At 53.4% G+C, this 23,233-nt stretch carries 18 protein-coding genes; 5 read left to right on the top strand and 13 right to left on the bottom strand.

The genetic code is table 11. The annotated features are described in order from the left end of the window. Positions 1-60: 60 nt before the first annotated feature. The 8 genes from P9H32_RS14985 to P9H32_RS14950 form a co-directional block, all read right to left on the bottom strand. Positions 61-888 (bottom strand): KilA-N domain-containing protein, encoded by an 828-nt coding sequence (locus P9H32_RS14985; protein ID WP_322609724.1) that lies wholly within the window; start codon positions 886-888, stop codon positions 61-63. A 302-nt stretch (positions 889-1,190) separates the two neighbouring features. Beyond that, positions 1,191-3,920, bottom strand: coding sequence for a class I SAM-dependent DNA methyltransferase (locus P9H32_RS14980; RefSeq protein WP_322609723.1), 2,730 nt, complete (start codon positions 3,918-3,920; stop codon positions 1,191-1,193). 389 nt (positions 3,921-4,309) lie between these two features. Next, a complete protein-coding gene (locus P9H32_RS14975; RefSeq protein WP_322609722.1) occupies positions 4,310-6,643 on the bottom strand; it encodes a hypothetical protein in 2,334 nt (777 codons plus the stop codon). Next, positions 6,640-7,971 carry a DUF1501 domain-containing protein gene (locus tag P9H32_RS14970; RefSeq protein ID WP_322609721.1) on the bottom strand — a complete coding sequence of 444 codons (1,332 nt, stop codon included), beginning with the start codon at positions 7,969-7,971 and terminating at the stop codon, positions 6,640-6,642. Before P9H32_RS14970 ends, P9H32_RS14975 begins: the two co-directional genes overlap by 4 nt. Before the next feature lie 18 nt (positions 7,972-7,989). Further along, positions 7,990-9,579: a DUF1553 domain-containing protein gene (locus P9H32_RS14965; protein WP_322609720.1), complete on the bottom strand. Its 1,590-nt coding sequence runs from the start codon at positions 9,577-9,579 to the stop codon at positions 7,990-7,992. Between the two features lie 179 nt (positions 9,580-9,758). After that, positions 9,759-9,923, bottom strand: a complete 165-nt coding sequence (locus P9H32_RS14960) for a hypothetical protein (protein ID WP_177433436.1) — start codon at positions 9,921-9,923, stop codon at positions 9,759-9,761. A 39-nt stretch (positions 9,924-9,962) separates the two neighbouring features. After that, positions 9,963-11,009 (bottom strand): hypothetical protein, encoded by a 1,047-nt coding sequence (locus P9H32_RS14955; protein WP_322609719.1) that lies wholly within the window; start codon positions 11,007-11,009, stop codon positions 9,963-9,965. 16 nt (positions 11,010-11,025) lie between these two features. After that, positions 11,026-11,754, bottom strand: a complete 729-nt coding sequence (locus P9H32_RS14950; RefSeq protein ID WP_322609718.1) for a hypothetical protein — start codon at positions 11,752-11,754, stop codon at positions 11,026-11,028. 180 nt (positions 11,755-11,934) lie between these two features. Between P9H32_RS14950 and P9H32_RS14945 the strand changes: the two genes are divergently transcribed. The 4 genes from P9H32_RS14945 to P9H32_RS18125 all read left to right on the top strand — a co-directional run bounded on the left by P9H32_RS14945 (position 11,935) and on the right by P9H32_RS18125 (position 18,853). After that, positions 11,935-13,206 carry a hypothetical protein gene (locus tag P9H32_RS14945; protein WP_322609717.1) on the top strand — a complete coding sequence of 424 codons (1,272 nt, stop codon included), beginning with the start codon at positions 11,935-11,937 and terminating at the stop codon, positions 13,204-13,206. A gap of 261 nt (positions 13,207-13,467) precedes the next feature. After that, complete coding sequence (locus tag P9H32_RS14940) at positions 13,468-17,586, top strand: PAS domain-containing protein (RefSeq protein ID WP_322609716.1); 4,119 nt, start codon at positions 13,468-13,470, stop codon at positions 17,584-17,586. Positions 17,587-17,631: 45 nt separating this feature from the next. Next, a complete protein-coding gene (locus P9H32_RS14935) occupies positions 17,632-18,588 on the top strand; it encodes a glycosyl hydrolase family 18 protein (protein ID WP_322609715.1) in 957 nt (318 codons plus the stop codon). 61 nt (positions 18,589-18,649) lie between these two features. Then, on the top strand, positions 18,650-18,853 hold the full coding sequence (locus P9H32_RS18125) for a YgaP family membrane protein (protein WP_348534505.1): 204 nt from the start codon (positions 18,650-18,652) through the stop codon (positions 18,851-18,853). 6 nt (positions 18,854-18,859) lie between these two features. Here the strand turns inward: P9H32_RS18125 and P9H32_RS14930 are convergent, their stop codons facing one another. From P9H32_RS14930 to P9H32_RS14910, 5 genes are all read right to left on the bottom strand, one after another. Next, positions 18,860-19,249 (bottom strand): type II toxin-antitoxin system death-on-curing family toxin, encoded by a 390-nt coding sequence (locus P9H32_RS14930; protein ID WP_322609714.1) that lies wholly within the window; start codon positions 19,247-19,249, stop codon positions 18,860-18,862. Then, complete coding sequence (locus P9H32_RS14925) at positions 19,246-19,476, bottom strand: AbrB/MazE/SpoVT family DNA-binding domain-containing protein (RefSeq protein ID WP_322609713.1); 231 nt, start codon at positions 19,474-19,476, stop codon at positions 19,246-19,248. The genes P9H32_RS14930 and P9H32_RS14925 overlap by 4 nt, the downstream gene beginning before the upstream one ends. A 140-nt stretch (positions 19,477-19,616) precedes the next feature. Next, positions 19,617-20,132 (bottom strand): 5-(carboxyamino)imidazole ribonucleotide mutase, encoded by a 516-nt coding sequence (gene purE, locus P9H32_RS14920; protein ID WP_322609712.1) that lies wholly within the window; start codon positions 20,130-20,132, stop codon positions 19,617-19,619. 4 nt (positions 20,133-20,136) lie between these two features. After that, positions 20,137-21,441 (bottom strand): phosphoribosylamine--glycine ligase, encoded by a 1,305-nt coding sequence (gene purD / locus P9H32_RS14915; RefSeq protein ID WP_322609711.1) that lies wholly within the window; start codon positions 21,439-21,441, stop codon positions 20,137-20,139. Positions 21,442-21,520: 79 nt separating this feature from the next. Beyond that, entirely contained in the window at positions 21,521-22,126 is a 606-nt protein-coding gene (locus tag P9H32_RS14910) for a type II secretion system protein (RefSeq protein ID WP_322609710.1), read from the bottom strand. 54 nt (positions 22,127-22,180) lie between these two features. On the opposite strand from P9H32_RS14910, the gene queA reads away from it, so the two are divergent. Next, positions 22,181-23,212: a tRNA preQ1(34) S-adenosylmethionine ribosyltransferase-isomerase QueA gene (gene queA, locus P9H32_RS14905; protein WP_322609709.1), complete on the top strand. Its 1,032-nt coding sequence runs from the start codon at positions 22,181-22,183 to the stop codon at positions 23,210-23,212. The last annotated feature ends 21 nt before the right edge of the window (positions 23,213-23,233 follow it).

The raw sequence follows: 23,233 nt of genomic DNA, 5'->3' as shown, positions 1-23,233 counted from the left end.
CCCGCACGTTCCGTACCGTGTTCAAGCCGGCCGGAATCCATTCAGCCATCGCCCCCTCCATCATGCCTCTCCCTCCAGCTTATTGATGCGAGGATCACCGGTGAGAATCCGCATCTGCTGAATGGCGGTGCGGTTCAACAGCCTTAATCGTTCCGCTTGCGGCAACGCCTGCTGAATCAGATGGGCATTCAGCGTTTCAAGATTCGCCAGACAGACCAGCTGCGAAACATTGGCATAGTCCCGGATATTCCCTTTTTTGTCCGGCTGTTCTTCCCGCCACTGCTGCGCCGTTTTACCGAACAGCGCCATATTCAGCAAATCCGCTTCCGAGGCATACACAAAACTCACCTGCTGTCCGGTCAGTTCCGGCGGAATCAGGTTTTCCTTCACCGCATCCGTGTGAATCCGGTAATTGATTTTCGTAAGCTGGCGCTTAACGTCCCAGCCCAGCTGTTTTTGCTCCTCTTCTTTCAGCCGCTGGAATTCTTTAATGAGGTACAGCTTAAACTCAACCGAAACCCACGATGCAAACTCAAAGGCGATATCCTGATGGGCATAGGTCCCGCCATAACGCCCCGCTTTGGAAGATAACCCAACCGCACCCGTTAGCGAGATCCATTGTTTGGGCGTCAGTGTAAAACTGTTCAGTCCGGCCTGTTTTCTAATCCCGTCGAATTCGACGGGGTTAAAATCGGGATTATGCAGCTGCTCCCAAATCCCCAGCAGTTCCAGCGTGTTGCGGTTCCTAAGCCAGTTTCTAATCAAGTCGTCGGGATGATCCGGATTTTTTGATTTTGCAATGTCGGTTAGACAGATGAAATCACTTTGGTCTGTGGTTTTTACTTTGACCTCGGTGCTCAACACATTGATTTTCTTATTTGCAGGCATGCTCCCCTCCTTTCCGGATTTTAATTACGGCGAATTCGCCATAATTAAAAACGGAATTATATGATCTGCACGATCCAATGGTACCGGATTCCGTTAGATTAAAGTGGGGTTGTGTCCCTGCGCGTAACAGGCTGGACGCGCAGCGAGGCGTTCGAAACGAAAGCAATGACCGAAGAGAATGGCAACCCTGAGAAACGCACGTGTCGCCGCCATCATGGCAGTTTCGAGGGCCCGCAGGATGCGGGCGGTACGGCAATCGTACCGCAGGTTTCCAGCCTGCCCCGCCGAACAGGATTTCCGCATTACCCATCCTTCCCCTCCGTCATCTTCGTGTAGAGCTCAAACAGCTTTTCCAGCCGCTCGGTATCATTCCGGAAGCGCCGGCCGATGTAGATGCGCTCCAGCACCTCATCATTCTGCTCATGCGCCGCCCGCAGGTTTTCGGGCATTTTGTCGGGCGCATACAAATCCGCAATCGTCGCCGGAAAATGCGCTTCCCGCGCCAACAGAATATTTTCCGCACAGCGCGTCAGATCCGCCTTGTTCTTCTCCGTCAGCGGCGGAACAGGAAACGTGTTCCACCCCAACGTGTTGGAATAGCGAAAATCGGTTTTCATTTTCCCGCAAACGGTAGCGATCCAAACCAGATGAATGCGCGAGGCAATCAGCGCCATATTCCACAGCGGCGCGTCGTAGAGGGCGAATGCTTGATTCGTCGTTCCTGTTCGTCCCTCTATTACCGTTGTGGGAAGATAGTCACGAGACTCAGAGGAAACTTGAGGTGCTAAAATGGTAAGCCTTTCGGCAAGATTACGGTCTCGATATTGATGAGGCCGGGAAGCCAATGCATTGTAGCTTGGATCTTTGCTGTCCTTACGAGTTTGCTTCACTCTCTCAATTCTGGATGCAATTTCAGGCACACGAAGTGCCATTTCCAGATCATCATCGTCGATCCATATGCAATAGCGTTTTAGACCTTTTATGAATTCTTGGGCACCATAAAGAGGAAGAATAAGCTTTGCAACCTCAGGATGCTGTCGCAGAAGATCATCCTTTTCTCTTTGAGACAAAGACAGATGATTGCCATCACCAGGTAGATTGCCATAGTTCATTCTGTGGACTTGAGAAATTGGTTTGCTTGCGGTTGTTACAACAACGGCAGAGCCAGACAACAGGTACGGATTTATTTCTGCCACTTCCTGAACAAGTTCTCCATCGTATATTTTTTTAGCCTTCCTGGTTGTACCAACTCCGATAACAACAACCGTAACGCCTGCATTATGAGCAGCGTTGTTTGACCATTTAAACGAGCGATGGGCAAAAGTGATTTCGAGTCCTTTTGAGAAAAGATGCGGCCAATATATTGGAATTTGAGTACCTTGTGTTACTGAATTTGTTGTTACAAAAGCAAATTCTCCACCCTGCTGGACAATGAAGTCCGAAGCCTTTTCCAGCCATCCAAAAACGTAATCCAAGGACGCGCTCGAACGAACTTTGGAAGCTAACAACGCTTTTAGATCCGCCTTCTGTTTCTTATCTTGATTCCTTCTTCCAATATAAGGCGGATTGCCGCAGATATAGGTTTCACCGCCCTCGTTTTCAAAATCGATTTCGGCCTGATCGAGCGGAGTTTGGAACAAATCGTCGGCGCGGTGTTTTACGCCGGTTCCGGTCGGCGGGCAGATGCTCAACCAATCAACCTGCAGCGCATTGGCACAGGTGATCCAGTTGTCGCGTCGCAGCGGCAGAAAATCCTGAATGGCCTCTTTCTGGCCGCGATAAAGCACGTCGCATTGGTATTCGGCAATAATCAGCGCCAGCCGCGCAATCTCCGCCGAAAAATCGCGGATCTCAATGCCGCGGAAGTTGGTGAGCGGAATCACACTGCGGTTTTCAGGCTCTTTTCGCCGCCGATTGATTTCGGCCTCGATTTCGCGCATCTGTTTATAGGCAATCACCAGAAAGTTACCGGAGCCGCAGGCGGGATCGAACACGCGGATTTTAGCAAGTCTTTTACGCAGATTGATCAGTTTACGGGGATTGTCGCCCGCCGCCGCCAGCTGTTCGCGCAGCTCATCCAGAAAGAGCGGATTCAGCACTTTGAGGATATTCGGCACCGAGGTGTAGTGCATCCCCAGTTGTCCGCGCTCTTCATCGTCCGCCACCGCCTGAATCATCGACCCGAAAATATCGGGATTGATCTTTTTCCAGTTCAGGCTTCCGATGTGCAGCAGATAGGAACGCGCAATGCGCGTGAATTTCGGCACGGCCATACTGCCGGAAAACAGCCCGCCGTTGACATAGGGCAGCTCCCTGGCCCAGCGCGCAATTCCGGCGATCTCGCGTTCCTCAAATTTTGTGTTCATGGCGCGGAACAATTCCTGGATAATCTCATGGGTGTTCGAGGCGTCCGACGCACTCATGCGCTCCACCGTGTCGGTAAACAGGTCGGGGCGTCTGAAAATATCGGTATCTTCCGCGAAAAAACAGAAAATCAGCCGCGCCATAAAATGGTTCATTTCGGTCCGCTTGTCCGCCGCGCCCCAGTCGGGGTTGTCTTTCAGCAACTGAACATACAGGCGGTTCAGACGACCCGTGGCTTTGATATCGAACGCACTTTCGCGGATCTGCTGGACCGTGCTGATGCCCGCCAGCGACAGAAAAAAGCCGAAATGATCCGGAAATTTTTTATAATCACAGGAAATCACATCCCCGGAATTAAGGTCTTCCGCCGCGAACAGTTCGCCGTCCGTGGCGAGAATAAACTTCACCTTGCCATTTTTCGTGGCCGGACTTTCGCGCAGGGCCTTCAGCGTTTCATCAACCGCCCCGTTTTCGCAGATTTTCAAATGGATGTTATTCGTCTGCAGTACCCCGCCGATATCGGATTTATTGGTCGAACCCGCCCGCAGCCGCTTAATCGTCGTCGCCTTGTTTCCAAAGGCCGTCAAAAACGCATACGGAAACTCCGCCGCATCAAAAGGGAGCTCCGCCAGTTCACTGATCGCCTGTTCAATTTCTACTGCATTCATAGGGCTCCACTATAAAGCATTTCCGGCAACAGTCAGCAGTAAGAAATCATCAAACCTGCGTTTTCACTATCGAATAAATTATACCAAACGTTAAAACTATCCGGTATAAATTTGATCCCGCGCAGAGGCGCTGAGGACGCAGAGAAATTCAGTCATAAATGGCTTTGCGTCTCTGCGCGGAATAACTCTGTCGTTAAGACCGGAATGTTTTAGTAAATGGTATTACTGTAAGCCACAGGCCGTTCTGAAATTTACCGAAGAGACATGAACCGCCATGTCCGAAACGATAAAAGCTAAACGGACACCGGTCAACGGGGACGTTGCCCCTTTCCAGCGGCACGCGGTTATCGAGCGCTTCAGCACAGATCAGCGCGTCTCATACGCGCTGTTCAGTCGCGGGATTCGACGACTTTGACCGGGATCGCAGGCGCGGGGTAGTAGATTTTTTCCTGGCCGCGTTTAACTTCGGCGGAGACCACGAGACTGAGTTCGGTGCCGGGTTCGATGGATTCATCGACCGCAATCATGATAGAGCCCCAGGCCTCGTGTTTATGCCATTCATCCCGGCCGTCTTTCTTTTTGGTTTTGATGCGTTTTTTTCCGATCCATCCGTTTTTCGCGGTGGAGAATCCTTCGGGCGGATGATCGAGTTTGACGCTGTAACCGCGCTGTTTCCCGATAATGGTGCCTTCGAAACTGATGCGGGTTTCACGGCCGGCGACCAACTCAATGATTCCGGATTTGGGGACTTTTGCATGAAAAAGAACGGGCGGGCGTTTTTCTACCGGAGCCAGCACCAGCTCGCGGGCCGGAACGAGATGACGATAGAGATAGGCCTGCATCTGGTCATCGACAGGAACCGCCGTATGCACGATGGCTTCGCCGTTGATCATCGCGGTTCCGATGATCTGCGGACTGACCAGTTTTCCGGCCATCTTTTTCGGTGCGGTGATGGTGAAACGGGCGAGATCCGAACCGGCTGCAATCTCGGCCCGGCTCATCACAAATCCTTCGGGAAGCTCGTCCGCCGAAAGTGTGATCTGTTCCCTGAAACCGTCTTTGCGGCTTGCCCTGACGGTGAAAACGGCGGTTCCGCCGGGGCCGATATGCATGCCGGAAGGTTCCATGCGCAACGAAAAGTCGGGGCTGGCTTTGCTGATGCGCAGGCGGTAGCCGTAATCGTGGCCGCCGTTACCCTGAGCATCGGCAATCTCAACATAGTAGGTTCCGGATTCCGGAAGGTTCTGCGTGAGATAGGAATCGGCGTGGTGCGTAACCAGGCCCGCACCGAGATAGAGGTGGCTTTTGTCTTTGACCACATAATCGTCGTTCCGAACCGGTTTTTCGAGCCCGGGTCCCGAGAGACTGATGACGGAATCCAGCGGGGAGTTCAAGCGGCGTGCAATGACTTCAACGGATACCGAATCGCCGGCTTCGGCATAAAAACGGTAGACGTCGCGGTCGCCCTGCTGCTGAATCCGCCCGTTGATCAGCAGCGGCCGTTCCACGGGTTCCCCCTCGGCCGGTGAACTGTTCGGTTCCGCTTCAAAAGCTTCGGGCAGCTCCCCGATGGCAAAAGGCATCGGGTTGGAGCGGTACCCCTCTTTCCGGACGGAGACATGGCGCAGGTCGGTTCCGTCGTCCGGCAGTTTTCCAGTCAGCCGCGATTTCGGAAGATTACGTCCGGTGAGCGCAATATCCACCCGTTCGCCTTTCCGGGCACCCAGCGGAAAAATCGAGGTGATAAACGGCAGTTCACCGATGGCGATGCGGTAGATAAAATCCTCGCGGCCGCGGTAGATCGAATCCCGGATCGACAGGGTGTAGGTACCCGTCTCCGGAACATCAAAAAACAGCACCGGGTCCGGATTGAATTTATAGTCGTCCTGATAGGCCACTTCGTTACCGTCCTCGTCGTACAGCGCAACCACTGCCTGGAACCAGCCGGGCACCGCGTCGGCCAGATAGGGAATAATCCGCCGGGCGTTTACATCGACGACAATGGAATCGCCTTTTTGCGCCTGAAACCGGAAGTGGTCCATATCGCCGGGCCGCACCTGACCATTGATGACCGACGGAACGGGAACGGTCTGGAGATTCGGTTTCATGTGATCGTCGTTGGGTTCGTGTTCTCTCACTTCCTCCAGCGTACCGACCTGAAAGCAGAACGGATTGGAAAGCCCCGACGGCGTATAAACGCGCAGCTCGCGCTCGCCGGACGGTGCATTTTCCGCAACGGTTACCCGTACGCGCAGACGGTCCTGAAGCTGCGGATTAAACTGTTCCTTCTTATTGTAGCCATAAAACTTCCGCATCGCCTTGCGGTCGAAACGGTCTACACCGGGCGGGGCATCGGCCACCCGCAGCTGCTCCTCCGCCCGATCGAAACGCTGTTGGAGTTTTTTGATCTGTTCCGCATCCCCCTTTTCTCTGGCCTCTTTAAGGGAGGCCCGGGTGTTTTCATAGTTATTGAAAAGATTATTGATCCGCCGCGGCTCATAGCGGACCGAAAACTGCTGAATCTCAACAGAGACGCCTTCGCCGCTGACAAACACATTGGTTGCTCCCTTGAAATACTGACCGCCGATCAGCATCTCAAAGGAAGTACCCTGCTGTGCACCGGCCGGATAGGCAAAACCGATGTGCGGTTCATTCGATGCCTGTGCCGCTACAGCCAACAGCAGGACCAACCCGATTTTCCAACCTTTGGAAACGGCGCTCATGACATGATTTCCCGGAGCCGGCCGCCGATGGTAATGCCGTCGGCCTCGGTTGCACACACACGGACATCGATCCCCTGCGGATGCGGCAGTTTTGCATTCGGGTCAATGCCCAGCTGTTCATAGATGCTGCCGATCAAATCCCACGGATAAACCGGACGATCCGTTACTTCTGAACCGGTCTCATCCGAGGCGCCAACCACCTGCCCTCCTTGAAATCCGCCGCCGGCGACCACGTGGCTGAAGCATTTTCCATAGTGACTGCGTCCTCCGTTCCACGGGGCTTCCCACTGAATTTTCGGACCGCGACCGAATTCACCACCGGCCCACACAATGGTGGAATCGAGCAGACCGCGCTGATGCAGATCATCCAGCAGCGTGGCCATACCGCGATCAAATTCCGGCAGACGGGTGCGCATCACCTCGAAATGTTTTTTATGCGAATCCCAATTGGGCGAATAATTATAATTAATGGTGATGTATTTCACGCCCTGCTCCACAAGCCGGCGGGCAATCAGGCAGGATGCGCCGAAGTCGCTGCGGCCATACCGTTCGCGCAGCTTCGGATCCTCATCTTTTATATCGAACACTTTCCCGGCGTCACCGAGAATCAGTTCGTAAGCCTGATCAGTGCACAGATTCATGTGTCTGATCTGTGGATTATCCGCAGTTCTCCGTCCGAAGGTATCCAGTGCGGCAAGCAGATCGCGACGGCTTTCCTGACGTGCCTGAGTGATGCCCTTCTGAATAATGCCTTCAACGGTAAAAGGCGTCTGGCTCGGCCGGCCGCCGGTGGCAAACGGTTTATAGCGCAGCCCCATAAAGCCCGACTCCGAGAAACGGCCTTGAGGTTTGGTCAGAACAATGTAAGGCGGCAACAGCCCTTTATACCCGGCATCGACTCCTTTGAAGCGCGAAACCACAGCACCGGCACAGGGAAAGGTATCGCCGCCGACCGGACGCCCGGTCTGCGTGACGTAGGATGCGGTTTCATGGGCATTAATCCCATGCGTCATGCTTCGAATAATGGCATATTTATCCGCGTGTTTCGCCAATTCCGGCAGCGCCTGACAGATGCGGATTCCGCTGACATTGGTTTCGATGGGGGCCGTGTAGGGCCCGCAGTAATCGGCCCCGGCGTCCGGTTTGGGATCAAACGTATCCAAATGCGAAGGACCGCCCCACATCCAGATCTGAATGACAGCTTTTGCCTTGCCGTCTTTCATTGCGGAAGCCTCCAACGGGGCCCCGAGCATCAGACCGCCCATTCCTGTGGCAGCAAGAGCCATGGCTTCGCGACGTGTCGCATCCAACCCGTTTCTCATTTTCATTGCCCGCCTCCTTCAAGCTCAGTGCTTGAAAATAAATTCTTTGCTGTTGAGCAGCCCCCAGACCAGATCCACCGAAGCGTCATAACGGTTGAGTCCGCTTTCCCGAATATAGGCAATTGCCGTATTGGTTTCCTTTGCCGTCGGGTAGCGTGAAAGAATGGTGAGATACATAGTTTCTATGGCCTCTTCCGGCTTTTTCCACTGAACCTGCGGTTTCTTTTTTCCTTTGACCCTTTTGTACTCCATACCCAACAGTCCTTTATTATTCAGAATTTTGTTCTGAATATGGGAGGAGTTCAACAGGTGCAGTTTCTGCGCGGCGGACGGAGTGTTGTTTCGTTCAGATACATATCCCGTGTCCCGGGACGGGCGACCGTACAGATCCAGAAAAGGACTGGTGATGCTGCCGTCGGAAATTCGAACCGACCGTTCATTTTCCGGAATAAACGTAAACGGCTCGGGAATATCGGAAGAATAGGACTCCGTTGTTTTCGTGATCTGACAGATGGCGTCAATCAGCACCTCCGCATCGAGCCGCCGAATGGAATAGTGCGAAAAATTTTCTTCATCATTGAGATTCCCGGCGGTGTGAATGGATGAGCGCTGATAGGTTTTTGAATTCAGAATAATCCGGTAAATATGCCGCAGATCATATCCGCTCGAAACCAGCTCCTGACTGAGAAAAGCCAGCAGTTCCGGATTCTGCGGCGGATTTCCGGCACGGATATCATCGGGCTCATGAATGATGCCCCGCCCCAGCAGCCAGTACCAAATGCGGTTGACCATATTATCTGCAAACACGCGACTACCGACCAGCCAGTCCGCAAAGGCCACGCGCGGATCCTCATAGTCTCCCACTTCAACTGCGGTTCCATTGGGCAGCACACAGGGCACCGGCTTTGCAGTGCCGGTATAGCAATAAGTTTTGGAGGGATCATGAAATACAATCTCCTCTTTCCATTCCGCCGTACCTTTGTATCCGATCTTCCCGAAAAAGGCGGCCATCCCCTTGAGTTTCTCTTCCTCCCAGGCATCGGTTCGCATGCCCATAAAAGTCAGCGCAACAATGCCGGCAATCGGTTCGGGTTCGCGCTGCGGCATGGCGCGGTAGAAATTAACCGGCGCCGCACGGAAGTTACTTCCGCTGGAAGTGAGCATCAGCCGCGCAAATTCGTCGTAGGGCATATTTTTCCAAAGCGCGGTACGGACAAAACGATAGTAGGCCTGTACGGCATTCGGCCAGAGTTTGCTGGGAAATTCGGCCTTCACGCGGAGCAGATCGCACCACTTCATGGCCCGGTAATCGGCAAATTCCGGACGTTCAAACAACTCTTCAATTAAGGCTTCACGCTTACTCTGTGCGTTGCTGGCCAGGAACTGTTCCGCCTCTTTCACGGTCGGAAGCGTGCCGATCATGTCGAGATAAACACGTCGAAGAAAAACTTCATCGGTGCAGATTTCCGACTGCGGGATATCGAGTTCAACCAGTTTATCTTGGACCAAACGGTCAATCCGGGCACAGGCCAGCCGCGGGACCGCCCCGGAGGTCATACTTCCGGCCGTCAGGAGCACAGCGACGGCGGCCAGAAGGCCCCGACCCTTTGTCACTCTGCTTATGGTCTGTATCCCACTCACACGCTAATGGTCCCCTGTTTTCTAATAGACGTTGACCGCATTCAAAACATGGACGCCCTTCCGGTATTTAAACAAAATATCAAAAAAAAGTTTTCCAACCTCTGGAATCTCCAGGCATTGGAAAACTTTAATCGGAGGGTATAGGCCCGATTTTAGAGAACGCCCTGAAGGGCGTCTACGGCCTTGGCGATGGCATCCTTGGCTTCAACCGCATCTTTGGCGCTCTTGATGATTTTCTCGTAGTCTGAGATCGGCATCTGAACTGCAACAGCATTTCCGTTTCCATCGTAGAAGATCTGTACATTATCGTTATCCATGGCTTACTCCTTATTTTTATCCGTTCTATGTAATTTCATTTATTTCAATTTGCTCAGCAGGTCGAGGTGTCCCCCGAGGAAATCATCCATGTCGAATTTTTCCTCTTCAGATTCGGTTTTGGATTCTGCTGCCACAGTCTTTTCTGCAACCACCGGCTCCTGGACCAGAACTCCGCCCATATCATTGTCGTCCTGCGACCCGGAGGCATAAAGCGCATCATCGAATACGGGGATGTCGAATTCCGGCGGGTCAACCTTCCCGGAGGGATTGGGTTCCCCGTCTTTATCAAGTTCAAGCGGAAAAAAGGGTTCTTCTTTTTTCGGTTCAACCGGAGCGGTTTCGGCCCGAACAGGCTCCGGCTTCGCTTTACGCTTAGGTGCGGTTTGAACGGCCGGAACAATCACCGGCTTTTGTTCAACCTTTTCGACGGGCGCTGCCTGTACTGTTTCAGGCATCGGGATGACGATCTGATCTTCGCCTGTAGCTGTTGCCCCCTGCGCCATTGCAGCATCGCGTTCAACCAGCACTTCGGCTGCGCGTTTCCCGATGCCGAATTTATTCATGATGCTCCATACCGCACCGACGGCCACACCGGCCCCGATGAACGGTAGCGCAACAACATTGAGCAATACCGAAACACCTGCCCTTGAAACCTGGCTGTTTAATCCGGCATCAATTACCAAAAGACCGATGATCACAAAAATAAACGGAACCTGTCCCTTGTTGAAAAAGGCCAGCCGCACCTTTGTTGTGGCGTTGCCAACGGCCAGCGCTCCAAACGCGCCGTAGGTTGCCCCGGCTGTTGTAATCTCTGCCACGCTGATTTCCGTCATATTCCGGACGCCGAAGTAGGCCAGCGCTCCGCCGGCAACATAGGAGCATGTTACCACGAGCGGCTGCAGACCCAGCAAGGTGATGGCCCAGAGGATGGACGCCACATTCAGCACCGCAAATCCGCCCCACAACAAAATGTTGTTGATCGGAGAAACAGCACCGCTTCCTGCAGCCATGAACACTCCCACGTTCAGTGCCACAAGTACTATGGCCGCAGCCACAATCGTTATGATGTTTGTTTTCTTATTCATGTTTTTCTCCCTATTCCTAACTTGCTGTCAGGCCGACCTCCTCGAAGGCTTTAGCCATGACTTTGAGCATCGTGTCATTCAGGTCGTTGACCTGGACACAGACCAGATTCAATCGACTTGAAAGCAGACGCGGCACTTCGCACAGATTGAGCGACTGCAGTGCATCGGTGTACCGCTGATCAAGCGAGATTCTCAGCTGCCTCTCATAAATATCGATAAAGGCAAACTCTTCCCACTCATCATAGTTCCACAGACTGCAGATACCGTCTTTCAGTGTCACCCGGACGGTTCCGCCGCAGGCATCATTAAGAAAAGCATAATACTGTTTAAAAACACTGAACAGACGGCCGGATTCATCGAGTTTATTAAAGTGTACAGAAATATCTTTTTTGATGGGCGGTACGGCCATACCTTCCGGAATCCCCCCCCGCTCGGATGCGGCTCTGCCTCCCGGACGGACAGCCGGTGTACCGGAATCGGCTTCAACCGAAACTGCTTCGGCCGCTTTATCGCTCTGCGGTTCTTGTGCCGAAACATCCTTCCGTGCTGCTGCGACTTTCTTCTGAACCTCGACGGCAGCCACGGCCCCCCCCAGCACCTGCCTCAAATCGGCCATTACAGTATTCTTCACCTCACGCATCCGCCGGCCTTCTTTGACCTTCTCCATGATCGCTACATAATCCTTATAAGGAAGTTGCAAACGACCGTTTTCTTTGGAGACCATAATTTTATCTGCACTGCTCATCGACTCTGACCTTCACTTTCATGTGTGAAATTACGGGTCGATAAGAAGCAAACCGCGTGCCACATATTTGTCACGCCCTGATTTCCTTTCAAATAAAAACAATTTCCGGAGTATCAAACAATAGGCATGCAACCTGCTATATCCAAGGCAACCCCGGTTAGGGAAGAAGTGAGGTAAACGATGAAGAAACTGAGAATAATGGGAATAGCGGCAGCCGTGGTTCTGGGAGGAACCCCGGTCATTGCACAGCAGGTCAATCAGTGGCGCGGCGGCGAAACCGCCGAGAACTGGACGGATAAATATAAATGGAAACAGAACCATACCCCGAATGAAGGCGAATCCGCCCATTTTCGCGAACCGATCAGCGTTATTAATGTCAACAGCACGGTTCAGCTCAGTCATGGCATGCACCTTTATGGTCAGGAACTGTCGCTGCTCGGCAACGGCAACATTAATCTTTGGAGTCAGGTTCCGCATCAGCGCACGGTCAATATTCCGGCCTCCGGCGATGGATTTGCCAGCCTGACCCTTCATGATAATATCTCAATCAACGGACGACTGGCCCTTTCAGCTAAAGGCTTCGGAACCTCGGCCTCCAAAGGATCAGTTACACTCAGAGATCGTTCCAACGTCACCGGCGAGCTGTGCATCGGCAAAGCAGGAACCGGCACCGGCCAGGTTTTTCTGAAAGATCACTCCACATACCGGATCACCGGGCTCGAAATCGGAACTGAAGCCAAATCCGGCGGCTCTGCTGAAATTCATATTCTCAGCGGCACCGTGCGCATTGAAACCCAGAACGACCCGTTCGAGACCTTTAACGCCGACCCCAGCCGCAGAATTATTCTCGGCTCCACAGGCACAGTGCGCTTTGAATACACCATGCCCGTGGCCCACAAAAAAGAAGCCATTAAAGCGATGATCAAAAACAACCGGCTCGTAGCCGCCCCCGGCTGCCGCCTCAAAACGCCGATCATTCAGGAAAAACTGGTGATTGTGCGCGCAGAAGACGAACGGAACGATTCCGCCGTGAAAACCAAGAAACAACTTCTAGCGGCTATTGACCGTATTTCCGCCGCTTCCACAGTCGCGTCAAGCGGCACACAGCCCCAAAAACTGGAATCGCTGCTGAAGAATATGCGCAGTAATAGCCGCAACGTCGCGGCGGCTCCGGCCCCCACTGCGAACTCCACCCCGGTTCCAGTACCGACTGCCGGAGGGAATTCTTCTCTTGCATTGATCATGCAGCAGAAAGGGGTTTCCGCGGAAACGCCGGATGACAACACTCCCGCAACCCGATCCGTTGCCGGCTATATCGCTTTCGTCGGGGCAGCCATGCTCATTCTGCGCCGCAACCCGGCGGTCCCTGAAACCGGGGAAGTCGCGGAGCAGTCCTCCCCGCAGGAAAAAACAAAGACACTGAAAACAAGCAAAAAAAAGAAACGCAGATAAGTTCCGGGCCCCGGCACTTTCCAGATCCGGAAAGAGTTTCTCACTCTGAAAGCCAAGCGGCATGCTTTACAGCATGCCGTTTTTCTGTTCACCCCCCGGTTATACGGGCTCTTTTATAGACTAACCGCCACGAGACGTCATTGGCACATGATCTGCTAAATTGTTTCCGGTTTTACAGTTGGATTTTATAAAGGCGGAATCATGAAACTTTTTTCAGCACAAATGCGGTCTACAGTATTGAGACATACCGGAGCAGCCCTGATGTTCAGCATACTGCTGTTTCCCCGCACGGGACTGGCCCAGCAGGTGGATGCTTTGATCATTCCCCTTCAGATGAACATTATATCCTATCTCTTTATCGGCGTTCTGCTGATCATTGCAGTGACCATGTTTCTGTTGTTTCAACGGCGCTATAAAACGACAAAACGTGAACTGGACGGTTTGACTGAAGAATTGACGGTGACCCGAACCCGACTCACAGAATCCAACGAAAAGCTTGAAGCGGAAATCAACAGCCATAAGGCCACGAACTCCCGCTTCACCGATATACTCTTTGAGGCCGGCACGGGCATGTTCCAGCTCGATCACTCCGGAAAATGCATTTACATCAATCAGGCCCTGCAGGAGATGTCGGGCCTGTATCCCCAGAAAGCGCTGAAAGAAGGTATCCACAGCGCCGTGCATCCGGAAGACAAAGACGAATTTATTGAAGCTTGGCAGCTCTTTGCCGAGCAGGACGAAACCGACTTCGAACATCGTTTCCGTTTCCGGCACTCGCGCGACCGCATCTCGCACGTTGTCTGTCGCGGCCGCCGGGTACGTAATGTACGAAAGGATGTTGAAAGTTATATTTTCTGGGTCACCGACATCACACCGTTCCAGGAAAGGGTCCAGGACAGCGAGGCCGAAGCCCGCCGGATGGCAAACTTTATGTTATCATCTTCCGCCGGATTCTACCGCCTTGTGCCGGAGTCTCCTGTTTCGATGGGTTCCAATCCGGACCGGATTGCTGAAAAAATCATGAAAACCATGGTGCTGGGCGACTGTAACCAAACCTTTGCCGGACTCTACGGTGTCACACCGGATCAGCTGATGGGAAAAACCATCGGCGAAATGAAGGATGGCTGCGGACTGTTCCGCTCCCTGGATGTGCTGAGAGAATTTGCGCGTAATAATTTCAGGGCCGTCAACATTGAATCGGTCCACCTCGACGCCAATGGCACGCGCGTCAACCTCGTCCATGAAGTGAAAGGCATTGTTGAGGCGGGAAAGCTGGTGGGAATCTGGGGCATGCAGCGAGATATCAGTTCCCGCAAACGCGAGCTGGCCGAACGCAACAGCAGAATTCGGTTTTTGCAACGGATTATTGATTCACTGCCAGCCGATGTACAGGTCAAGGACACCCGCTGCCAGTATCTCTATGCCAGTAAAAAACTGGCTGAACGCACCGGAATTTCCCAGGAGGAATGGGTTGGCAAAACCATATACGAGATTATGCCGGGGGCTCCAAGAGACTATGATGTGCTGGCTATCAAGGCCATGAAAACCGGAACCCTGCAACGGTGCGAACGTCAGTTTAATGCACAGGGCCAGAAGGGCTGGATGGAAAACAACCAAATTCCGCTGGTCTCCAAAGACGGCCTGGTTGAAGGCGTGATCAGCCTCTCCTTCAGTATCACAGACCATAAAAACCGTGAAGAAGATGCCCTGAACGAGCGGATGAACATGGAAACCCGGCTCGTCAATACACAGAACGAGCTCGCCGATGAAAAAGAACAGAATGCTCGGCATTCGACTGAGTTGGCAGAGCTACAGAGCCGACTGGACACATTTGAAACCAGCCGGGCTTCCAGAGAACAGGAGTTTGAACACATGCTGGCCGAGACCAGAAAAGTGGAGGAAAGCCTCCGCCGCAGTGAACAGGGATTGCTTACCCGGCAGCAGCAACTCGAAGAACAGCTTTCCAAACGCCTGAACGATCTGAACACCGAAACCGATAAGCGTAAGAAATGGGAGGAACTGCTGCAGATCAAAGAAGATGAATTACGAAAAATCGAAGAGAACTTGGCCGAAATTAAAGAGCACTATACCCAGGAAACCGCCCGTCGCGAAGACAGCGAAAATCAACTGCGCAGTATGCAGACCCAACTGAGTAAACTCCGCGGACAGCTTGCGGAGATTGAAGAACAGCACGAACGCGAGCTGGAAAAGCTGAATGCACAGCACCAGACCGGGCTCGAAGCAGAGCAGAGCGGACGGAAAAAAGCCGAAAACCAGCTGTCCCGCACCCGGGAATTTCTCGAGAGCACACAGGAGCAGGTGAAACGCATGACCGAACAGCACACGCAGGAGCTCGAAGAAGAGGTCACTGAACGTAAGGCTGCGGCCAATAAACTGCTCAACAGTATGAACGAGCTGGAATCCCTGCGCAAAGAGTTCGGCCAGCGACTCGAAGAAGAGACCCGGGCCATTAAACAGGAACTGGCCCAGAAGCAGATTCGCGAAAAAGCCATGCGGAAACATGAAAAGGACCAGGAAAAACGGATCAAAGAGCTGGAACGGACGCTGAACCAGAATAGCAAAGATTATGCGGAGCAGCTCCAGGCGCGCGAGGGAGCCGAAAGCGAGAAAAATGAGATTGAGCAAAAGATGGAACAGCTCTCTCAACAACAGCAGAAGCTGATGAATCAGGAACGTGAAAAAATGAACCTGACCATCGCCGACATCCGTCTGGGTGAGGTGAAAATCCGCAGAAAAGCAAATGAACTCGAAGCGGAAAAAGCCCGACTCGAAGAGCAGATTCATGTGCGTGATGACAGTTTGGAAAAAGCCCGCCGGCAACAGCAGAAACTCGAAGCGGAACTGAACGAAGCTCAGGCCGAAGTGCAACAGCTCTCGGGAAGCCGTTCCAAAATGGTGGCCTCCGAAACCTCCGCCCTCCGGAAACAGCTGGAGAAAATGGAAAAAGCCGCACAGGACATGAAGGTGAAAATCGAAGGTCTGATGGTGGAGAAAAATGAGCTGGGTAAAAATCTGGAGACCCGGAACAGCGAACTGAAAAAAGCCGCCAGAGAATACCGAAAAGTGGTCGACGCCTATAAAGCCGCACAAAGCCAGATGCAGCAAATATATGACAGCCAGAAAGGGCTTGTTGCCCAGCAGACCGGAGATCTCAAAGCCGAGATTAAACGGCTTCAGCGGTCCGAGCAGATGCTTCGCCAGCGCGAAACAGAACTTCAGGGCCGGATCAAAGCTCACGAGGATGAATTTGAAAAACTTAACACTGCCCTGCGTGAGGAAACCGACCACCGTTATGAAGCCGAAAAGAAACTGCGCGAGCTGGAGGTCACCTTGCGCGCCACTTTACAGGACAGCGATGAACTCCTTAAAAAACAGACCGATGCTCTTAAACAAGAGGTCGAACATGCCAAACAGAAAGAAGTCGGCCTGATTACGGAACTGAAGCTGGCTGAAGCCACCGTTAAAAATCGCGACACAGCCCTCGATACCCTGAATAAGGAACAGCACAACATTGCCGAACGGCTGAAAGAGGCCAAACAGAAACTGGCCGATGCAGAACAAACCTATCAGACGAAACTCAACAAATCGCGGGGAGAGATAAAGGCCGTCAGCCAGACCAACGGAAGACTGATCAACGAACTCAGTGGCATGGTTCACGATTCACTTGAACCGGTGGTTGAAACTGCCGAGCAACTGGAAAAATCAAATAACCTTTCCGAAGCACAACGGCATCAGATCGCCGATGCCGGCCGCAACTGCCGCGGCCTGATTGATTCATTAAACTACCGTGCCGAACTCAACCTTTTAAGTCATGGCGACAGCCGGATTAACGAGGATCATCTGGACCTGCACTCCCTGCTGAATGAAATCGACCAGCAATACACGGCACGTGCAGAAGCGCAAAAACTGTTTTTCGCGTTGAGTTTCGCTCAATATCAGGCCTCCAACAATGTGCCGAAACATGTTGTAACGGATAAAGAAAAGATGCGGAAAATCCTCATGATTCTACTGGGTTATGCACTGAAGAAAACCCGTAAAGGCCGGATGGGCCTGCATGTAACCCGGACCTCTTCCGACTCGGAGAACTTCAGCATTGTCTTCGAGCTGGCCTACACGCCCGAAGAGGTAAACGATGAACTGCTGGACGGCATTTTCGCTAAAGAATCCGAAGGTGCAGTTGATATAAAACATGGTCTGACGCTTGCCCGCAAATATATCTCCATGCTCGGCGGTTCATGCAGCACCGAACAGCGGGATGCCGGCATCAGTGCCATCACACTGACCTTCCCCTTCAAACGGGCCAAGTCCGAAATCATTATCCCTAATGGCGATGAAAACTCCAAAGCAGGCGCAGCATAAACACGCATTCTTGACAGGTTTCATGCACCCGCATACCGTGGGTGTATGAATATTATCAGACTCACACTGCTCACCCTCTGCATCGCCGCCAACTCATCTGCCCGGTTCAATGAAACCTGGGCCTATCTGATGAAAGGCGAAGAAAAATATTTCCCTGTCACCTCTCCGATCACCGATATCGGCTGTTTCAGTGCATCAGTGGATCCGGATGGAAACCTGACCGGCGGTCACCAGACACCGCCCCGTCTTTCCGGAGCAAATCCCGGAACGCGCTACCACCTCGTCATCACCATGCCCTGGAGCACCACCCTTTCCCATCTCTATCTCGACCCGGAACTCCCCTTCCGACAGCGCATCATCGATGGAATCACGGAACGCTGCCAACCGTTCGACGGACTGCAGATCGACTTCGAGGCCATCAGCTCCAAAGACCGCGCCAACTATTTCAAATTCCTCGTCGCCGTCAAAAAGGCCTTACCGGAAGACAAACTTTTCAGCGTCGCCGTCATGGCCCGCTGGGCCGATCACAAAAAGAAAAATCCACAGGATGCATTCGATTACTCCTTCATCGGGAAAGTGGCCGACCGCGTCATCGTGATGGCCTATGACGAACACTACCGCGGAGGATCCGCAGGCCCGATTGCCTCACTGCCCTGGTGTACCCGGATCTACAACTATGCCTCGTCAACCATCCCCGGTGAAAAGCTGATCATGGGCATTCCGCTCTACGGCCGCTCCTGGCAGAAAGAAAAAACCACCGCCGCCATGCGGAATCCCGAAGTTTGGACTGATCTTCGCAAACGCGGCGTCGAACTCACCAGCACTTCCGAAAACGGGGGAAGTTATTCCTACTCCACCAACGTAACCATTAACGTCCATTTTGAATCCATGCCGTCGCTCAATGCCAAGATGGACCTCTATGCCTCGCGCCCCACGCAGGGCATCGCCTTCTGGCGCATCTCCCAGGAACCCCTCGGCTTCTGGAATAAAATCGCCGAATAGATTTCGTTCAGAAAAGGGCGCGTCTTGAAGACTTCACATTAAAATATTATCATTTTTAAATATTGAAGGAGATAAATATGAAGATGGAAAACTACATCCGCATCATTGCGGCTCATTCATTTTGATCTCGCTGGCTCTCGCCCACTTCATCAGCCCCAGGTGGCTTTGGTTCACGGTCTTTGTCGGTGCCAACCTGCTACAGTCCGGCATCACCAAATGGTGTCTGATGGAAAGCATTCTCTCCCGAATCGGCGTAGAGAAATAGCCGGTGCTATTCGGGAGCCTCGCATGAGGCTTCCAGCCACGCGGCATATGGTGTTCCGTCGATCTCCCCGGCCGCCAGGGCCAGAGTCTGTAACACCGTACTTTCTTCCGAGGCCTGAAACTTTTTTCCATTTGCCATAAGAAAGATATAGGCTGCCATGAAGCCGGTACGCTTGTTCCCATCAACAAAGGGATGATTCTTCACAATGCCAACCGCATAATCCGAAGCCATCGAATAAATCGTCGGCTCACTATAATGAAACGAATTTTTGGGACGATCCAAGGCCGACTCCAGCATAGCTTGGTCGCGAACGCCGGACAACCCACCGAACCGCGCAAGCAACTCCTCATGCACCGCATGGATTACACGGGCAGAAATCCATCGCGGTTGATTCACTTAGCCAGTTCCCGCAGGGCATTCCTGTAGTCGCGCATACCCTTTTCAGCAATTTCCATCATGTCCTGAAAGTCCTTATCTTCAGGCGTCACCTGAACCGCACCTTCAGCAGCTTCCGTAATATAAAGCGTTGCGCCCTCTTCCACCTTCATCGCCTGCAGCGCTTCTTTCGGCAGCACGATGCCCAGTGAATTGCCGATCTTCCGTACTTTTGTTTTATAAGCCATACCGGCACCCTAGTTATAACTTATGTTATTACAAGCCTAAACCCTTGCGGTTCAGACACAAAAAATCCAAAGGCTGGAAATTTCCAACCCCTGGATCTTCTTGACCCGATCGTTACGAGTCACGGACTGCGAATACTCAATCAGCCGTTAATTTCAGCCTGAAGCGCGGCGTCGGCCGCAATAACCTCTTCGGCCATGGTCTTTTTGTATTCAACCATTTTAGCGCGCAGCTCCGCATCGGCTCCGCCCATAATCTGGACCGCCAGGATCGCTGCGTTGATGGCACCGGCTTTACCGATCGCCACCGTCGCCACCGGAACGCCCTTGGGCATCTGAACGGTGGAGAGCAGGGAATCCAGCCCGTCGAGCGACCAGCCCTTAACCGGCACGCCGATCACCGGCAGCACCGTATGACCCGCCAGCACACCGCACAGATGCGCCGCGCCGCCGGCCGCACCGATAATGACTTCATATCCGTTATCCGCCGCGCTTTCCGCGAATTCCACCGCTTCATGCGGGGTACGGTGCGCCGACATCACTTTCACCGTACTTTCAATGCCGAATTTCTTCAGCGTATTGCGCGTGAATTCCATCACCGGCCAGTCCGTTTGACTGCCCATCACAATGGCCACAGCAGGCTTTTTTGTTGCTTCCATCTTCTTACCCTCTCGTTTCGTTATTTAGATCAATACCCAGACGCTTCAGTTCACGGTGACCAATGTCGTTGCGGTAAAAGTAATCCTTAAAACTGATGGTTTCCACCGAGATGTAGGCCTTCGAAAGCGCATCCAGCAAATCATGTCCCAGCGAAGTAATGCCGAGAACGCGCCCGCCGGCCGTCACCACCTTATCGTCGTCCTGCGCGGTGCCCGCATGGAAAACCACCGTATCATCCACGGCGTTGGCTTTATCGAGATTCTGGATTTCATTACCCTTGGCATAGCTGCCCGGATAGCCGCCGGCCACCATCACCACGCAGACACTGTGCTCGTCTTTCCACGAAATCAGGTCTTCAGAGAGCGTGCCGTCAATCACCCCGTTGATCGCCGGCAGCATATCGCCGTCCCAGCGCGCCAGCACCGCCTGCGTTTCCGGATCGCCGAAGCGGCAGTTGAATTCCACCACGCTCGGCTGATCATTTTCGATCATCAGGCCGGCATACAGTACGCCTTTATAGGTGATGCCGCGCTTTTTCAGCTCGGCCAGTGTGCGGTCATAGACCTCTTCTTTCACCTTTTTCAGCACCGTTTCATTCACAATCGAAGCCGGCGAATACGCGCCCATGCCACCGGTATTCGGTCCCTCATCTTTTTCAAAAATGCGTTTATGGTCCTGCGACGACGCAAGCATCACCACGTTTTCACCGTCGATCAGCGCCAGAATCGACGCCTCTTCACCGACGAGAAAATCTTCGATCACCACGCGCGATCCGGCCTCGCCGAACGCATTGCCTTCGAGCGCATCTTTGATTGCCGCTTCGGCCTGTTCGACCGTTTCGGCCACCGTAACACCCTTACCCGCCGCCAGGCCGTCGGCCTTGATGACAATCGGCGCCCCGCGTTCCCGGACATAGGCACATGCTTCGTCCGGATCGGTGAAGGTTTCATAGGCCGAGGTCGGCACGCCGGCCGCCTTCATGATTTCCTTGGCAAACTGTTTAGAGCCTTCCAGCTCAGCTGCGGCTTTATTCGGCCCGAACACGCGGAGTCCTTCCGCTTCCAGAATATCCGCAAGCCCGGCACAGAGCGGTGCTTCCGGACCGATCACCACCAGATCGGGCTCATTCTCAAGGCACCAGCCCTTGATCCCATCAAGATCGGTGGCCCCGAAACCCAAATTCGTTCCCAGCTCAGCGGTGCCGGCATTGCCCGGTGTACAGAAAAGTTCGGGTTTCGCACTGTCATTCGCCAATTTCCAGGCCAGTGCATGTTCACGTCCGCCGTTGCCGACCACCAGAATCTTCATTCAATCTCTCCTAATTCAGTTCAAAAAAAGCTCCGCGGAACATACCCAACGGAGCTTTCATTGCAAAACACTTTCTCACTCAGGGTGAAAGCACATCCACCGTCACCCCATCCGGAAACACAAAAATCGATCCCCAGTCCCCGTTGGAGATTTCCCCTTCACTGATAATGACCGCTTCCCCGTTTTTCGTGGCATAGGCAAACCCTTTATCTCCAAACGGCTCTTCATCCGCGAGAAAACCGCTGCCGGCATTCATATTCCGGAGAAACACGACCGGCGTATGGCCCGGGGTCGTATCATTTACCCCTTTCAGGATACACCAGGCATTGTTTTCCGGCGAAAAATCCGTCGCACTGCGCGCCGGCGTCATCCCCGGTGCCGCAAAAAAAGCATAATCCACATCCAGATAGCCCTCTTCCACCAGTGATTTCAGAAAAGCGGTGGAAGAATTATACTCCGCCGCCTGGGGCCAGCCTTGACTGAACCGACTCGCCGCCTCTTTCGCCGTAATGGCTTCCACAATCGATTTTGCACGATGCGCCTGCTGCGTCAATTTTCCCCGTAACCGCGCTTTGCCGATCTGTGGAGACACCAGCGTGAAAAGAATCCCGATGATAGCAATCACCACCATAAGTTCGATGAGCGTAAACGCCTGCCGGCGCATGAAAGTCGTGGATCGTTTCATCTTTATTTTCCTCGGGGGATGCGTATCCTTCTGCGGTTTTTGGGAAGCTATCAAATGAAAACCGACCTGTTCAACTATGATCTGCCGCCTGAGCTCATTGCCCAGCACCCGCCCGAACGGCGCGAGCTGGCGCGTATGATGGTGCTGCACCGCGACACCGGAACCATCGAACACCGGCAGATCAGCGACATCGTCGACTATCTCCGCGAGCCCGATGTCGTCGTCGTCAACAACACCAAAGTCATCCCCGCCCGCATCTTCGGCCACAAAGCCTCCGGTGGAAAAGTGGAGTTGCTGCTGCTCGAGGAAACCGATTCCAAGGTCTGGAAAGTGCTCATGAAAGCCTCCCGCCGTCCAAAAGTCGGGGATACCCTCACGCTCTGCTCCGGCAAGGCCTCCGCTGAAATGCTCTACGACGGCGAACAGGGCGAAGCCGTCCTCAACATCCGCTCCGACCGGCCGCTTATGGAAATTCTCGACGAAGAAGGCGTGCCGCCGCTCCCGCCCTACATCGCCCGAAAAGAGCAAACGCCTGAACAGATCGCCGAAGACAAAAACCGATATCAGACCGTCTTCGCCAAAACCCCCGGTTCCGCCGCCGCGCCGACCGCCGGACTGCACTTCACGCCGGAACTTTTCCAGACCCTGGAAAAACAGGGCGTCAGCAAAGCCGAGCTCACCCTGCACGTCGGCCTCGGCACCTTCCGCCCCGTCTCCGCCGAAATCATCACCGATCATGAAATGCACCACGAGCGCTACGAAGTCTCCGAAACCGCCGCCGCAAAAATTTCCAATGCCCGGAAAACGGGCGGCCGCGTCGTCGCCGTCGGCTCCACCAGCGTCCGAACCCTCGAATCACTTCCAAACATTGGAAGTGCCGAAGGCTCCACCAACATTTTCATCTACCCGCCCTACGACTTCAAGCACGTCGACGCCATTCTCACCAACTTCCACCTGCCCAAATCCACGCTGCTCATGATGATGTCGGCCTTCGCCGGCCGCGACCTCATGCTCAAAGCCTACAAAACCGCCGTCGCCGAAAAGTACCGCTTCTTCAGCTACGGCGACTGCATGCTGATTCTCTGATCGCGGATCGGGCACCGCCGC

The organism is Pontiella agarivorans (assembly GCF_034531395.1).
Classification (GTDB): Bacteria; Verrucomicrobiota; Kiritimatiellia; order Kiritimatiellales; family Pontiellaceae; genus Pontiella; species Pontiella agarivorans.
Note: the sequence above shows the minus strand (reverse complement) of the source record. Positions and strands in the feature narration are given on the sequence as shown.